The 14,649-nt window shown below is 67.7% G+C and carries 15 protein-coding genes; 9 read left to right on the forward strand and 6 right to left on the reverse strand.

The genetic code is table 11. The features are described from left to right. Nucleotides 1-66 precede the first annotated feature (66 nt). On the forward strand, nt 67-1,197 hold the full coding sequence (locus BMX07_RS03555; RefSeq protein WP_090613783.1) for a sugar-transfer associated ATP-grasp domain-containing protein: 1,131 nt from the start codon (nt 67-69) through the stop codon (nt 1,195-1,197). Between the two features lie 100 nt (nt 1,198-1,297). Beyond that, on the forward strand, nt 1,298-1,891 hold the full coding sequence (locus BMX07_RS03560) for a DJ-1/PfpI family protein (RefSeq protein WP_090613786.1): 594 nt from the start codon (nt 1,298-1,300) through the stop codon (nt 1,889-1,891). Between the two features lie 40 nt (nt 1,892-1,931). Here the strand turns inward: BMX07_RS03560 and BMX07_RS03565 are convergent, their stop codons facing one another. Further along, entirely contained in the window at nt 1,932-2,414 is a 483-nt protein-coding gene (locus BMX07_RS03565; RefSeq protein WP_090613789.1) for a cupin domain-containing protein, read from the reverse strand. 131 nt (nt 2,415-2,545) lie between these two features. Here BMX07_RS03565 and BMX07_RS03570 point away from each other — a divergent pair, with 131 nt between their 5' ends. After that, nucleotides 2,546-3,292: a hypothetical protein gene (locus tag BMX07_RS03570; RefSeq protein WP_090613792.1), complete on the forward strand. Its 747-nt coding sequence runs from the start codon at nt 2,546-2,548 to the stop codon at nt 3,290-3,292. A 25-nt stretch (nt 3,293-3,317) separates the two neighbouring features. Here the strand turns inward: BMX07_RS03570 and BMX07_RS03575 are convergent, their stop codons facing one another. The 3 genes from BMX07_RS03575 to pdhA all read right to left on the reverse strand — a co-directional run bounded on the left by BMX07_RS03575 (nt 3,318) and on the right by pdhA (nt 7,008). Then, nucleotides 3,318-4,883 (reverse strand): FAD-dependent oxidoreductase, encoded by a 1,566-nt coding sequence (locus BMX07_RS03575; RefSeq protein ID WP_090613795.1) that lies wholly within the window; start codon nt 4,881-4,883, stop codon nt 3,318-3,320. A 90-nt stretch (nt 4,884-4,973) separates the two neighbouring features. Then, on the reverse strand, nt 4,974-5,942 hold the full coding sequence (locus BMX07_RS03580; protein ID WP_090613797.1) for an alpha-ketoacid dehydrogenase subunit beta: 969 nt from the start codon (nt 5,940-5,942) through the stop codon (nt 4,974-4,976). Beyond that, a complete protein-coding gene (pdhA, locus tag BMX07_RS03585) occupies nt 5,935-7,008 on the reverse strand; it encodes a pyruvate dehydrogenase (acetyl-transferring) E1 component subunit alpha (RefSeq protein ID WP_090613800.1) in 1,074 nt (357 codons plus the stop codon). Before pdhA ends, BMX07_RS03580 begins: the two co-directional genes overlap by 8 nt. A gap of 247 nt (nt 7,009-7,255) precedes the next feature. Between pdhA and BMX07_RS03590 the strand changes: the two genes are divergently transcribed. The 3 genes from BMX07_RS03590 to BMX07_RS03600 all read left to right on the forward strand — a co-directional run bounded on the left by BMX07_RS03590 (nt 7,256) and on the right by BMX07_RS03600 (nt 8,840). After that, nucleotides 7,256-7,813: an FAD-dependent oxidoreductase gene (locus BMX07_RS03590; RefSeq protein ID WP_090613803.1), complete on the forward strand. Its 558-nt coding sequence runs from the start codon at nt 7,256-7,258 to the stop codon at nt 7,811-7,813. A gap of 124 nt (nt 7,814-7,937) precedes the next feature. Next, the gene (locus tag BMX07_RS03595; RefSeq protein WP_090613808.1) at nt 7,938-8,447 is read left to right on the forward strand and encodes a YciE/YciF ferroxidase family protein; all 510 of its coding nucleotides are present in this window, start codon (nt 7,938-7,940) and stop codon (nt 8,445-8,447) included. Between the two features lie 111 nt (nt 8,448-8,558). After that, nucleotides 8,559-8,840 carry a MoaD/ThiS family protein gene (locus BMX07_RS03600; RefSeq protein ID WP_090613811.1) on the forward strand — a complete coding sequence of 94 codons (282 nt, stop codon included), beginning with the start codon at nt 8,559-8,561 and terminating at the stop codon, nt 8,838-8,840. 30 nt (nt 8,841-8,870) lie between these two features. Here BMX07_RS03600 and BMX07_RS03605 read toward each other — a convergent pair whose 3' ends face one another. Next, nucleotides 8,871-10,538, reverse strand: a complete 1,668-nt coding sequence (locus BMX07_RS03605) for an aldehyde ferredoxin oxidoreductase C-terminal domain-containing protein (RefSeq protein ID WP_090613813.1) — start codon at nt 10,536-10,538, stop codon at nt 8,871-8,873. Between the two features lie 191 nt (nt 10,539-10,729). On the opposite strand from BMX07_RS03605, the gene BMX07_RS03610 reads away from it, so the two are divergent. Together BMX07_RS03610 and BMX07_RS03615 are read left to right on the forward strand one after the other, a co-directional pair. Beyond that, nucleotides 10,730-11,386: an HAD family hydrolase gene (locus BMX07_RS03610; protein WP_090613816.1), complete on the forward strand. Its 657-nt coding sequence runs from the start codon at nt 10,730-10,732 to the stop codon at nt 11,384-11,386. A gap of 87 nt (nt 11,387-11,473) precedes the next feature. After that, nucleotides 11,474-12,400: a DUF7983 family protein gene (locus BMX07_RS03615; protein ID WP_090613820.1), complete on the forward strand. Its 927-nt coding sequence runs from the start codon at nt 11,474-11,476 to the stop codon at nt 12,398-12,400. Between the two features lie 42 nt (nt 12,401-12,442). On the opposite strand, the gene BMX07_RS03620 is transcribed toward BMX07_RS03615, so the two are convergent. Next, nucleotides 12,443-13,042: a GNAT family N-acetyltransferase gene (locus BMX07_RS03620; RefSeq protein WP_090614852.1), complete on the reverse strand. Its 600-nt coding sequence runs from the start codon at nt 13,040-13,042 to the stop codon at nt 12,443-12,445. A gap of 153 nt (nt 13,043-13,195) precedes the next feature. On the opposite strand from BMX07_RS03620, the gene BMX07_RS03625 reads away from it, so the two are divergent. Then, entirely contained in the window at nt 13,196-14,641 is a 1,446-nt protein-coding gene (locus tag BMX07_RS03625) for a DEAD/DEAH box helicase family protein (protein WP_090613823.1), read from the forward strand. Nucleotides 14,642-14,649 lie beyond the last annotated feature (8 nt).

Raw genomic sequence — 14,649 nt, forward strand, 5'->3', positions numbered from 1 at the left:
TTGACACACCGGGCACGACCGTTACCTCGCCGATAAATATAGCGGCCCTCGCCCTCGTTGTCGGCGATGGACCTCGCTCGAGCCTCCCAGTCTGTGAACCAGGTGCGCAAGTTACTCCGGGCCGAACGGCAGAGCGGATTCGCGTTCGACATTCCGCCCCGTCGCCGACTCGAACTCTATCGGCGCGGATTCTTGAGCGCGTCCGGCGTGCTCTACGATTTCGAGTCGAACGATCCCGCCGACTATCTCACCGACTACCAGCGGTTCGTCGCGACCAAGCGGATCAACGGCCACTGGAACGCGTCGATCGATAATAAACTCGCCTTCCACTGGATGCTCGGGGAGTTTCCCGCACACCGGCCGGTCGTGTACGGGCTGCTCACGAACGGCCGGTTTCACGCGTTCGATCCGGCCGCTGGGCGGGCGGCGCTGACTGACGGCGGTCTCGGACTCGAGCGACCCTCCGAGGCGGCGACCGGGAAGCCGACCGAGCGACCGATCGACTGGGTCGACGACACCCTCTCGGAGGGTGACCGGCTCGTGTTGAAGTGGTTCAGGGGCGGCGGCGGCAACACCGTTCACTTCCTCGAGCGGGCCGACGGCGAGTACCTGTTCGACGGCGTGCCGACGGTCGAGTCGGTTCTCGGCGAGATGCTCGCGGACCTCGAGGACTACCTCGTCTGTAAGTTCGTCGAACAGGCCGACTACGCGGACGAGCTGTTAGCCGACACGGCGAACACGATTCGGGTGCTGACGATGTACGACCACCTGGCGGGCGAGGCGTTCATTCCCATGGCGATCCACCGGATCGGGACGCGGGACTCCGCGCCCGTGGACAATTTCTCGAGCGGCGGGTTGAGCGCCCCGATCGACCGCGAAACGGGCCGTCTCGGGACGGCCGCCGAGTACCCTCGCCACGGTACCGTCGGCTGGCACGAAACCCATCCCGAAACCGGCGCTCGCATCGAGGGGACGTCGATACCGGGCTGGGAGGAGATTCGCGATCGACTGCTCGAGATCGCGGAGACGTTCTCGTTTGCCCCGTACATCGGTTGGGACCTGGTAGTCACCGGCGAGGGCGAGTTTCGGATCATCGGGGCCAACAGCTACCCGGACGTCGCCTCGCTACAGGTCCACCGACCGCTCCTGACCGACGCCCGGACGCGGCGATTCTACCGGGATCACGGCGTCGTGTGAGCGGACGGCGAGGACCGAACTCGTCCCCGACCACGAGTGTCACGGTATCGTACAACATAGATTATGCTCGGCGGGACCGTACAGTCACGTGGGAATACCCATGTCAGCACACAAGATCCTGCTCCTCGCCGGAGATTTCGTCGAGGACTACGAGGTAATGGTCCCGTTTCAGGCGCTCCAGATGGTCGGCCACGAGGTCCACGCCGTCTGTCCGGAGAAGGAGAGCGGCGACACCTGTCCGACGGCCGTTCACGACTTCGAGGGCGACCAGACTTACACCGAAAAGCCGGGACACCGGTTCGAACTGAATCACGACTTCGACGCGGTCGATCCCGCCGACTACGACGCGCTGGTCGTCCCGGGCGGTCGCGCGCCCGAGTACCTCCGGACGTACGACGAGGTTCTCGAGATAACGCGACACTTCTTCGAGGCGGACAAGCCGGTCGCCGCGCTGTGTCACGGCGTCCAGATCCTCGCGGCCGCGGACGTGCTCGAGGGTCGCACCTGTACCGGCTATCCGGCGCTCGAGGCGGACGTTCGCATCTCCGGCGGCGAGTGGGAAGACGGCGTGACCCGCGACGGCAACCTCGTGACGGGACAGGCGTGGCCGGACCACCCCGAGTGGCTCGCCGAGTTCCTCGAGTGTCTGGGGACCGACGTCGACCACGCCGAACCGGCCGCCGCGGACGATTGACGGCGGGCCTCGAGCCGCCGGAAGCTGCGGTGCGCTCGGCTCACTCGAGAGATGTCGTCGCTTCGCACGCGGGACAGACGAAGTCGGCGTCGGCGGCCTGAGCGATGCGCATGTGATCGGTATCGCACTCTGGACAGGAGATGTCCCTGTCCAGCGTCTCGATCCGCGAAATACGAACGTCGTCGCTCTCTCGAGGCGCACCGATCGCGAGGGCGACGACCGGTTCTTCGCCGTCGTTTTTCCCTGATTGGAACTCCCCGGGTCCGAACCGGACCGCTTCGTTCTCCTGGACGGTTATCCGATCCTCCGGTCGCTCGAAGGTCGCTTCGCCCGCGAGGACGACGAACACCGCCTCTTGATCCATGTGGGTGTGGACGGAACCGCTGAATCGTTCCCCGGGTTCCAGAACGTAGCGTGTGACCGCCACGTCGTCGGTGGCCAGCGGATCCGTGAGCGCGCGCACATCTGCGTGATAGTCGTCGACCGGCGTCGGTTCGACGTCGTCGATCGCGACGTGTTCCATACTAACCGACTCGACTGGCCCCTTCGAAAACGTTCCGTCGAGCAACGATTCCCGTCGTATGGCGGCTTACGAAAGCGACGCCGTCGACGGGAGTCGGCGCGCTTTTTCCGCCTCGCCGCCCACACTCACGTATGAACGCTGCCACGGTCGACGACCTGCTCACCCGAGAGCTTCGCGACGATCGGATCGGTCTCGTCGACGCGACGGGGCGGGAGTACGACTACCACTGGCTCTGTACGACCTCGTGGAAGGCAGGGAACTTCCTGCGTCACGCGGGCGTTCGCGAGGGCGTCACCGTCGGCGTCGTCGGCGACGGTCCCCTCGCCCTGCTCGCCTGGTTCGGCACGGCGCTGCTCGAGGGGACCACCCGCTTCGAGCCGCCGACCGACCTCGCGAACGAGGAGGACTTCCGGGCGCTCGTCGCACCCGTCGCGGCCCTCGCGGAGTACGACGTCCCGCGCGGCGCGCAGCGAGTCGGCTACGGCGGCGCGCCGGACGCGCCGGACGTGCACCACTTCGACGCGGGGCTCTGGAGCGAGAACCCGTCGTTCCCGCCGCTCTCGATCGATCCGGAGACCGCGATCCTGACCGACGGCGAGCGGACCGTCACGCACGCACAGGTGCTCGAGGCTGCACGCGGGGTTCTCGAGGACACCGGTCTCGAGGCGGACGATCGAGTGGTCGTTCGCGCTCCGCTGTCGGACCCTCGGACGACAGCGGCGGGTGTGATCGCACCGCTGCTGTCCAGGGGGACGATCGTCCTTCCCGGAGACGACGAGGCATCGGTCGAGCGAGGGTCGTACGCCGTCTCGAGCGGGGCCGCCGACTCGGTTCCCGAGCCGAACCGCATTGATCTCGACGCGGTGGCGCTCTCGTGACGCCGTCCGATTCCCTCGCGGTCGGTCACAGTTCCCGATACAGCAGCCCCTCGACGGCGGGCCCCGAGAGCACGTCGCCGTCGTAGGTGAACCGCGAGCCGTGGCAGGGACAGTCCCAGGTCCGCTCGGCGTCGTTCCACCGGACGAGACAGCCCATGTGCGGACAGGTCGCGGACACGGCGTGGGTCGTCCCGGAGTCGTCGCGGTAGAGTCCAACCGGCTGGCTCGCGCGCCGAACGACCCGGGCGTCGCCGGGCGGCAGCCCGTCCGCGCCATCGGCTCCGATCGATGCCAGCAGCGACTTGATCCGGTCGCCGACGAAGCTGCCGCCGACTGTGGCGTTCTCCTCGAGAAACCGCTTTGCGGACGCGCCGGGCGTGAACCGCTGGGGATCGAAGACGTCGGCCCAGGGGTTCGATCCCTCGGTGATCAGATCGGCGAGGATCATCCCCGCGGCGGTGCCGTTCGTCATTCCCCACCCTTCGAACCCGGTGCCGACGTAGACGTGGTCCGTTAGCGGATCGATCGGGCCAACGAAGGGAACCCCGTCGACCGGCGAGTAGTCCATCGTCGACCAGCGGTACTCGATCGATCGAACGTCGAAGTGTTCGCGGGCGAACGCCTCGCAGCGCCGGTACCGTTCGGAGGTCGGCACCCCGTCGACGCTCGGCTTGTGGCTCTGGCCGCCGACGATCAGTAGCTCGCCGTCCCCGCCGTCCGCGTGTTCCCCGTCGGTTACCGGATACCGCCGCATCGTCGCCGACGGCGAGGCCGTGTTGTAGTACATTCCCTCGGGCGACGTCCCGTCGATGCGGACGGCGAGCAGGTAGGCGCGGTGGGGGTGCATCCGCGCGAAGTAGCCGGCGCGGTCGAAGAACGGGAACTGCGTCGCGACGACCACGTCGTCGGCGACGACGCCACCGCGCTCCGTTTCGACCCGGCAGGGCGATCCGGGATCGACGTCGAGCGCTTTCGTCTCCTCGAAGACCCGACTCCCGTCGCCGTGAACCCGTTCCGCGATGGCGAGCAGGTACTCCCGCGGGTGAAACGCCGCCTGCTCGTCGAAGCGGACCGCTCCGTCGACGTCGAACGGAAGCGGCGTCTCCTCGACGTACGACGCGGGGAGCCCCAGCCGCCGGGCCGCGTCGACCTCGTCGCGAACCTGCTCGACGTCCTCGGGCGAGGCGGCGTAGGTGTAGGCGTCCGTGCGGCGGAAATCGCAGTCGATACCCTCGTCCGCGACTCGGCGTTCGACCGCCTCGATCGCCGCCTCGTTGGCGTTCGCGTACTGTCTCGCCTTCTTCTCGCCGAACTGGGAGACGAGCGTGTCGTAGCGCAGCCCGTGCTGCGAGGTGAGTTTGGCCGTCGTGTGACCGGTGGTGCTCTCGACGATCCGGCCCGACTCGAGGACCGCGACGGTCCGACCGGCCTCCTTCAGGTTGATCGCGGCGGTGAGCCCGGTGATACCGCCGCCGACGACTGCGACGTCGACGCCGAGTCCGTCCTCGACGGGCTCGTAATCGGTCGTCGGCGTCGTGGCCAGCCAGAGCGAGTCCTCGCGCGGGGACTCCGGTGGGGTTGCGTCCGACATCGGAATCAGTGGGGTTGGCTGACCACCCCCGGACAAAAGGTACCGGGGGCTGGCTTGCGCAGGGCTCCGTCTCCGTTCGGGAGACGACCCTCACCCGAACTCGAGCGCGCGCCGAATGCCGTCCGCGATCCGGTCCGCGTCGGGCAGGTAGTCGTCCTCGCGGGCGAACATCGGAACGGGCACGTCGTAGCCGGTCACTCGCTCGACCGGGGCCTCGAGGTAGAGGAACGCCTCCTCGTTGATGCGGGCGGTGATCTCGCCGGCCATTCCGGCGGTCCGTGGCGCTTCGTGGACGACGACGCAGCGGCCCGTCCCCTTCACGGAATCGGCGATCGTCGCCGTGTCCAGCGGGTAGAGCGTTCGGGGGTCGATCACCTCGACGCTCGCGTCCACCGCCTCGACGGCGTCGAGCGTCTCGCGGAGCATCGACCCCCACGCGACGACCGTGACGTCGTCGCCGGGCCGGACCACGCGTGCCTCGCCGAGCGGGATCTCGTGCTCGTCGGGGACCTCCTCGCGGAACGAGCGGTAGAGCCGCGTCGGTTCCATGAAGACGACCGGATCGGGGTCGCGGATGGCGGCCGTGAGCAGCCCCTTCGTCTCCGCCGGCGAGGCGGGAAAGACGACCTGGAGCCCGGGGACGTGGGCGAACCCGGCCTCGAAGCTCTCCGAGTGGAGCTCCAGGGCGTGGATGCCGCCGCCGTACGGCGTCCGGACCGTCATGGGACAGGTGATCGTCCCCCGGGTCCGGCTCCGGATGCGGGCGGCGTGTTGGGCCAGCTGATGGAACCCCTGGTAGAGAAAGCTCTGGAACTGGATTTCCGGGACGGGAGTCATCCCGGTGGCCGCGAGCCCGACGCCCGTGCCGACGATGCCCGCTTCCGCGACCGGCGAATCGAACACCCGGTCCGGGTAGTCGTCCATCAGCCCTTCGGTCGCCCGGAACACCCCGCCGGCCCGCCCGACGTCTTCGCCGTAGACCACGACGCTGTCGTCGCGTTCCAGCTCCGCGCGCAGCGTCTCGCGGACGGCCTCGATCATCCGAAGCCGTTCAGCCATCCACACCACCCCCGAACTCCGCGAGCTGTCGTTCGATTTCGGGCGGCGCGTCGGCGTACACGTGCCGAAACATGTCCGCCGGATCGAGTGCCTCGCGCGCCGCTCTCGCCCGGTCGATCGCCTCGGCGAGTTCGGACTCGATCCGATCGTCGATCTCCGCCTCCGTTTCCGCGTCGAGAATCCCCCGCTTCTCGAGGTACACCTGAACCCGAAGGATGGGGTCGCGGGCCTGCCACTCCGTTTCCTCCTCGGTCTCGCGGTAGACGGTGGGATCGTCGGAGGTCGTGTGCATCGACCGCCGATAGGTGAGCGCCTCGACGAGGACCGGGGTCCCGTTCCGGGCCTTCTCGATGGCATCCGTCGCGACGCGGTAGACGCCCAGAACGTCGTTGCCGTCGACCCGGATCCCCTCGATACCCGCCGCGATGGCTTTCTGGGCGAGGGTCTCGGCTCGAGTCTGGTTTTCTATCCCCGTCGAGATGGCGTACCGATTGTTCTGACAGACGAAGACGGTCTGGGCGTCGTAGACGCCGGCGAGGTTGAACGCCTCGTAGACGTCCCCCTCGCTGGTCGCGCCGTCGCCGAAGTAGGTGACCGCGACGGTGTCCCGGTCCTGCAGCGCCTCACCCCACCCGACGCCGACGGCGTGCAGCGGCTGGGTGCCGACGGGGATGGCCGGCGGGAGCGCGCCCTCGCCGCCCGGAATCTCGGCCCCTTCCTCCATCCCCAGCGCGTACTGGAGAATCCTGTCGGGTTCGACGTCGCGAGCCAGGAGCGCGGCCTGCTCGCGGAACGACGGGACGATCCAGTCGTCCTCGGCCATGGCGAACGCGCTCCCGACCTGTGCCGCCTCCTGGCCGATCGCGGGCGCGTACGTCCCGAGTTCGCCGCGGCGCTGCAGCGCGATGGCGCGTTCGTCGAGCCGCCGCGATCGCTTCATCGCCTCGTACAACTCGAGCAACTCCTCGTCGCTCAGTTCGGGGAGCAACCCCTCGTCGACGGTCTCCTCCTCGGAGAGCACCTGAACGGTCTCGATGGTGAACTCGGCGGTGTCCTCTCGGGGCATGGTACCGTACTAGTCGCTCGAGGCAGTTAGCACACGGCCCGGCATATGGCTCGAGTGGCTCCGCTGTCGGCACCTGTTGTCCGTCCGTCGCCGATTCACAGTCAGCTTCGAGACGGGGCTGCGAGTCCGGCTGCCCGCCGAACGAGATCCCTCGAGTCTGTGAGGGGCCGGTGTAGCCGGCAGGAGTCCGTGACGGTCACGTGAACTGGAAAAATGCTTTATTCGGGCGTCCATCGTCGGTTCGGCCATGCCAGACGTCGCAATCGTCGGCGGCGGTGCCGCCGGTCTGAGCGCAGCGCTCTTCACCGCGAAGAACGGCCTCGAGACCGTCGTCTTCGACACCGACGAGACGTGGATGCACAGGGCCCACCTGTTCAACTACCCCGGCATTCGGAGCATCAGCGGCAGCGAGTTCGTGGCGCTCACGCGCGGCCAGGTCCGCGACCGCGGGGCGGACGTGCGCGTCGGCGAGGAAGTCACCGACGTCGAGCCCGGCGACGACGGCTTCCGGGTCGAAACCGAAGACGGCGAGTACGACGCGGACTACGTCGTGCTCGCGACCGGGGCGGATCGCTCGATGGCCGAGGATCTCGCGGTCGAGTTCGCCGACGACGGCACCGTCGACGTCGACCTCGATACGGAGACGAGCATCGACGATCTGTACGCGACGGGCGCGATGGTCCGGGACGAGGAGTGGCAGGCCGTCATCGCCGCGGGTGACGGTGCGTCGGCGGCGCTGGACATCCTCAGCAAAGAGAAGGGCGAGCACTTCCACGATTTCGACGTCCCGGACGACGTGCCGTAGTCGTCCGACGCGGGCACAGAATCGATCCGGAGTTGACGACGATCGGCGTAAAACCGCCTGACGGCGCTGCGCCTGCGTGTTCGTGGTTTACGACTAAGCGACTGGTCAGTGGACGTGTATCCGTATGGCACTGACCGATCTCCACGAGCTGTTCGTCCACAAGCTCGCCCAACAGTACTACGTCGAACAGGAGCTCGTCGAGACGCTCGACGAGATGGCGCGCAACACCACCAACGACCGAATGAGCCAGGGGTTCGCGGACCACCGCGACGAAACTCGGACGCAGGTACAGCGACTCGAGGACGTCTTCGCCGCGCTCGACCGACCCGCGGAAGCGCGAGACTGCGCCATCCTCGACGGCCTCGAGGAGGATCGGCGCGAACTCGAGGCCGAGATCGAGGACGACGAGATGTTGAACATGGTCTACCTGAACGCAGGGATGATGACCGAGCGCGTCGAGATGACGGCCTACGAGGGGCTGACGACGATCGCCGAAACGCTCGAGCTCGGAAACGACGTGCAGCGACCGCTCGAGTCGAACTACGACGAGGAGAAATCCGCCTTCCGCGAACTCGAGACGCTGGCGACGGCGAAGGACATGAAGTCGCTGTGGGACCGCTTGACGCCGTCGTGATCGCGTCCGTTTCGCGCCCTCTCGACGAGCCGATCAGCGGTCGCCGGGCGTCCCGCCCGCGAATCCCGGTCGGCCCTCGGCTACAAGGGTGATCGCATCGAACGCCTCGGCATGCAACTCGAGTGCGTCTTCTTCGGTCCCTTCCGCGACGCCGTCGGCGAGACGACCGTGTTCTACGACACGGACGCCGGAACCGTCGGCGAACTGCTGGTCGAACTCGAGGCGGCGTACCCGGATCTCGAGGGTGAACTCGTGGCCGACGATGGGGACGGGCTGGCGGGGGAGACGGTCGTTACCAGAGACAAGAAGAACGTCGTCCACATCGACGGGCTCGAAACGTCGCTGGACGAGGAGGCAGTAATTCGGCTGGTTCCGTCCGTATACGGCGGATAAACGGGAGCGCCGAGCAGAGAGTGCGTTCGCTCAGTCCGCCGACGGGGCGATCGACTCGAGCGCCGCGTCCGGAACGATCCCGTCGTCCGTCAGGCCGCGTGCCGCGTAGTACTCCGCGATCGCGGCCTCGAGGTCGGGGATCTCGTACGGGAGTCCGTCGTCGCCCCGGTCGAACCCGCGCTGGTTGTTGAAGTGGCGCTCGCGGCGGACGGTTCGGGCCCCGATTTCCATGAGTTCGTCGTGGTCGGCGTCGAACAGGGTCTCCAGCCTGTCCGGGGTGACGTAATCGCTACCGAACGCACAGACGATTCCCGTGTCGCGAAACGCCGCCGCGTTCTCCTCGTGGACCAGCCGTTCGGCCTTGCCGAGCGTACCCTCCGGATCGAGTTCGCCGCTGTACTCGAGGGTCAACATTCCGGCGTACATGTGGTCCGCGCCCCGATTCGCGAGAGCGTAGGAGAGCCCCTGCCCGTGGAGAACGCGTCCGTCGTGGGCGGCGAACTCCATTCCCTTGACGGTGTAGTCGTCGACGCCGAGCTCGTCGTGACAGCGGTGGACGCCTTCGGCCAGCAGGTCGCCGATTCCTTCGCGGGTGGCGATCTTCTCGGTGACTTCCCGTGCGAGCGCCGCGTTCCCGAACTCGCCCTCGCTCGCAAGGTAGGCCGCGACGGTGACGCCGGCCGAGATCGTGTCCATCCCGAGGGAGTCACACAGCTCGTTCGCTCGCATCACGTCGACGATGTCGCTCACGCCCTGGCTCGAGCCGAACGCGTAGACGGTCTCGAACTCCGGTCCTTCGGTTTCGACGCCCGCGTCCTCGTCCCGGGTCGGGAGTTTGCACGCGTAGGCGCAGGCCGAACAGGCGCCTTTCTTGTACTTCTTCTCCTCGACGGCGTTGCCGCCGATGCGATCGGCGTGCTCGAACTCGTACTCGCTGAAGTACCGGGTCGGAAGCGCGAAGTTGTCGTTGATGAACTCGGTGCCGCCCGTCGTCCCCTGCCGTCGCATCCGGTCGTCGGACTGCGCCGCTTCCCGGTGGACGTCCGCTTCCGGCGGGTTGGGGATCTCGACGGCCGGTGCGCTGTCCCCGTCGAACGTGACGCACTTGACGTTCTTCGATCCCAGGACGGCACCCAGTCCGCCGCGACCGAACGCCCGCGAGTCGAAGGTCATCACCGAGGCGAACCGGACGCGGTTCTCGCCGGCCGGGCCGATCGCGATGCAGTTGTCCGCGCCGAGATCGTGACGGGCAGCCACGTACTCGGACGTCTCCGGAACCGTCGCGCCCTCGAGTTCCGGGACGTCCTCGAACTCGACGCCCCGATCCGTGACGTGGACGGCCAGGAGCTCGTCGCTCCGGCCGGCGAGCTCGAGGACGCTGATTCCCGTCCCGACGAAGTGACGCGAGAGGTAGCCGCCCGCGTTGGTCGAGACCAGCCCGTCGGTCAGCGGCGAGAGGCCTGTCATGTTCATTCGGCCCGTAAAGGACATGCGGGACTGCTGGAGCGGTCCCGTGGCGAGATACGCGCGGTTCTCGGGGCCGAACGGATCCGCGTCGAACGGGATCCGCTCGTGAGCGAGCGCCGTCGCGACGGCCCGCCCCCCGACGGCCGTCTCGAGCGTTTCGTCGATGGTCGTCTCGGTCGCAGTCCGCTCACCGACGTCGACGGTGAGCAGTGGGCCTTCCGCGTGGAGCATGGGACGCGATACCAGGCGGAGACCCTTAGCTGATTCGAGGGCGCTACGCCACCGTCTTCGAGGAACGAGCGCAAGTGAGTGGGCGGGGATAGAGCGCCCGCACGAGTGGGTACTCGCGGATGTACTGTGTCAACTCGACTCATACATATCAGATAAGACTATAATTCCGGGGGAAATACGCCTCCCCAACGATGTATTACGACGCGGTCCTGTTCGACTTCGACGGGGTCGTGGTCGAGACCCCCTCGTCCCAGCGGTTGTACGACGCTCTCGGCCGGACCTACGAGAAGCTCGGCCGATCGGGACCGGCCGCCGAGACGTTTCAGGAACTCATGCGCGGCGATTTCGAATCGATCGCCGACCGCTGTCACAGCCTCGGCATCGACGCGGACGCGTTCTGTGCCCAGGCCGCCCGCGAGATGGTCCGCACCCAGTGCGAGGAGGTCGAACGTGGACTGCGCTCGATCTACGACGACGTCGCCGTCGTCCGGTCGCTCGAGGCACCGCTCGGGATCGTCAGCGACAACCACCCGACCGTCGTCTCGACGCTGCTCGACCGGTTCGGCCTCCGGCCGCTGTTCGAGACGGTCTACGGCTGCCCGCTGACGCCCGGCGGACTGGCCCGCCGCAAACCCGATCCGACGAACATCGAGGCCGCCATGGACGCCCTCGGGGCCGACGCCGCGCTGTACGTCGGCGACCGCGCCGTCGACGTGCGTGCGGCCGACAACGCGGGCATCGACTCGGTGTTGCTCTCGCGGGACGGCGACCGCGACCGGTCCGAGACGGCCGTGGAGGCGACCTATCACCTCCCGTCGCTCTCGCGGCTGCCGTCGGTTCTCGCGTAGTCGTCGCGGACGGTCCGGCGGGGTGTGCGGGAGGCCGGTGGCAGATTCGTGGCCGCGCTTTTTCCGCGCGCTCGTCGTCGGTTCAGTATGGAACCCGACGACACCTGGGCGAGTCTCCGGACGCAGTGCGAGGATCTCGAGCCGGGTGCGGAGCTGACGACACCGGTCTCCGAGCGGCCGTTCGAGGTCGTGCGGACCGACGACGACCGGATCGTCGTTCGGTTCGGCGACAGCGGCGAGACGCGGCCGCTCTGGCGCGAGCAGTTCGTCGTCTTCCTCGAGGAACTCGACGACGGGGCGGTTTCCATCGAGCAACTTCAGCCGGGCGTCGAGCCGTACGCCAGCGTCGTGACCCTGGCCGACGAGTACACCGCGGACGAGCGGACGGTCACGTACGATACCGGTGCCGCCGGCGGGGAGAGTCCGTTTCTCGTTCCGGCGGCGGACGCGCGGAACCCGCCCGAACGCGTTCACGACGATGCTCTCCTGCTCGCAGCACTGCTCGAGGGACTCGACGCCGACGATCCCGCGGCGCTCGATACCGACGCGCTGACCGATCTCTACGTGCTCGCGTCGGACGTGCAACACGGTGCCGATCGAGTGCGTCGCTCGGCGAGGGAGCCGCTCCTCGAGCGACTCGGGCCGGAGCAACAGCTCCACGGCCGATACGGGACCGTCCGGCGGACGACCCGGGAACGGCGACAGCCGAAGGACGTCGAAACGATCTTCACCGCCCTCGACGACCGCGGCATTCCCCGCGAGTGGGTCACCGGCGTCGACCGGGACAAACTGGACGTCGTGCTCGCCGTCACCGACCTCGAGGAAGACGAGGTCTACGACGTCGACGAAGACGTCTACGTCCAGAAGACCGGCGTCGACGAGGACGAGAAGTACTCGCGGCTACAGGGGATCGCCGACCGGATCGAGGAGCTCGAGGGCGCGGAGGGCGAGGAGCTCCGGGACGAACTGGACGCTATCGAGGACCGACTCGAGGAGGCGCTGTCCGCGGGGTGACTGCTCGGCTGGGGGTGCCCTCGTGGGCCACTTGGACCGTTCTCACTCTCGATCGGCGGCGTCGTACTGCGCTTTCGTCACGGTGTAGCGATGGAGGTCGGCGACCGCGTCATCCATCGGCACCCAGTTTCGCAGGACCCCGTCGTACTGCCCGCCGTTGGCCTCGATGTACGTCTCGATCGCTCGCTTCGACTTCTCGTTGCCCTCGTTGTGGCCGGCGGTGACGAGTTCGAGGTCGAGGCGATCGAAGGCGAGTTCCAGCAGCGCCGCCGCCCGTTCGCCCGAGTACTCGCGGCCCCAGAACGGTTTCCGCAGGATGAGTCCGAGCTGCCCGGTTCGACGCTCCCACTGACAGGTGAGCCCCGTGAATCCGGCCAGTTCTCCCGCTCGGTCCTCGCCGTCCCTGGGACGGATCACGTACTCGGCACCGTCGCGGTCGGCCCAGCGCGTTTCCGCGTCCTCGATCTGCTCGTGTGCGTCCATCACCGTCCGGTACGGCGTCTGCGGGACGTGTTCGAAGACCTCGTCGAGGTCCTCACCGTACCCCCGAGCAAAGCACTCGTACAGCTCTCGAGCGTCGACGGTCTCGTGACAGAGCCGCTCGAGCCGCAATCGGTCCGTTTCGAGTTCGTCCGGGAACATGCCCCGGAGTTGTTGGACGGTTCGCATATAGTTGCCCCCGGTTTGTGAAAGAGTGTCGGGCCCGCGGTGGGCGTGCCCTTCGTTTCGACGAGAGGACCCGCCGGACGGCGGCACGCGAATCGGACCCGACCGTATATGTGCGTCCTCCCCTGAATGTGTCCCGTGACGCGGTCCCCAGCCGACGAGCCGGACGCGGTCGAACTCCGGTACGAGGACGGAACGATCCGGATCGACGGGCTCGAGGAGGCGTCGATCTCGCCGTCGTCGATTCGAACGGCGGTACCCGATCTGGCGGCCGATTCGAGAACGGACGGGTGGCGGATTCCCGCCGGTAGATACGCGGAGCTTCGGGCGGCTCTGGCGGAGACGACCGCCGCGGTCGACGACCGGGTTCTCCATCTCGCCCCCCTCCCGGATCTCCGTTCGGCGTACGAACTCCGCGAGTATCAGGACACGGCGCTCGAGGCCTGGCTCGCGACCGACCGCTGGGCCGACGCGCCCCTCGAGACGGTCCCGCGAGCGCCGGCGGGGGTCCTCGAACTCCCGACCGGCAGCGGCAAGACCGTCATCGCGCTGAAAGCGATCGAACGCCTCGCCGTCCCGACGCTCGTCGTCGTCCCGACCATCGACCTGCTCGAGCAGTGGGAGCGGGAACTCGAGCGCGAGTTCGACGCGCCGATCGGCCGCTTCGGCGGCGGCGAGCAGCGACTCGAGCCGATCACGGTCTCGACGTACGACTCGGCGTACCTGAAGGCCGACTCGGTGGGTGACCGGTTCGGTCTCGTCGTCTTCGACGAGGCCCACCACCTCGGCGGCGAGGGGTATCGCGAGATCGCACGGTTGCTCGCCGCTCCCGCGCGACTGGGACTGACCGCCACCTTCGAGCGACCCGACGGCGCACACGAGGTCATCGCGGACGTCGTCGGGCCGCTGGTCCACCGGCTCGACGTGGACGACCTCGCCGGCGACCACCTCGCCGACTACGATCTCAAGCGACTCGAGGTCTCGCTCACCCCCGCGGAACGCGAGGAGTACGAGCGGGTACAGGGGATCTTCACGGACTACCTCGCGACATCGAACATCGACATGCGCAGCGGTTCGGACTATCAGCAACTCGTCAAGCGATCCGGCAACGACCCCGAGGCCCGCGAAGCGCTGCTCGCACGCCAGCGCGCACGGGAACTCATGCTCGGCAGCGAGAACAAGATCGAAGCGCTGGCGGACGTTCTCGACGATCACCGCGGCGATCGGATCATCGTCTTCACGGCCCACAACGACCTCGCGTACGACGTCAGCGAACGGTTTCTGATCCCGACGATCACGCACCAGACCGGAACCCCAGAGCGACGGGAGATCCTGGAGCGGTTCCGTGAGGGGACCTACACCCGGATCGCGACCTCCAACGTGCTCGACGAGGGGGTCGACGTTCCCGATGCGAACGTCGCGGTCGTGCTCTCCGGCAGCGGCAGCGAACGGGAGTTCACGCAGCGCCTCGGGCGGATTCTCCGCCCGAAAGCGGACGGCACTCGAGCGGTTCTCTACGAGGTCGTCGCCGGAGATACCGGCGAGCGACGCATCGCGAACCGCCGTCGCGAGTGACGCTCGCT

It is taken from the genome of Natrinema salaciae (assembly GCF_900110865.1).
GTDB lineage: Archaea > Halobacteriota > Halobacteria > Halobacteriales > Natrialbaceae > Natrinema > Natrinema salaciae.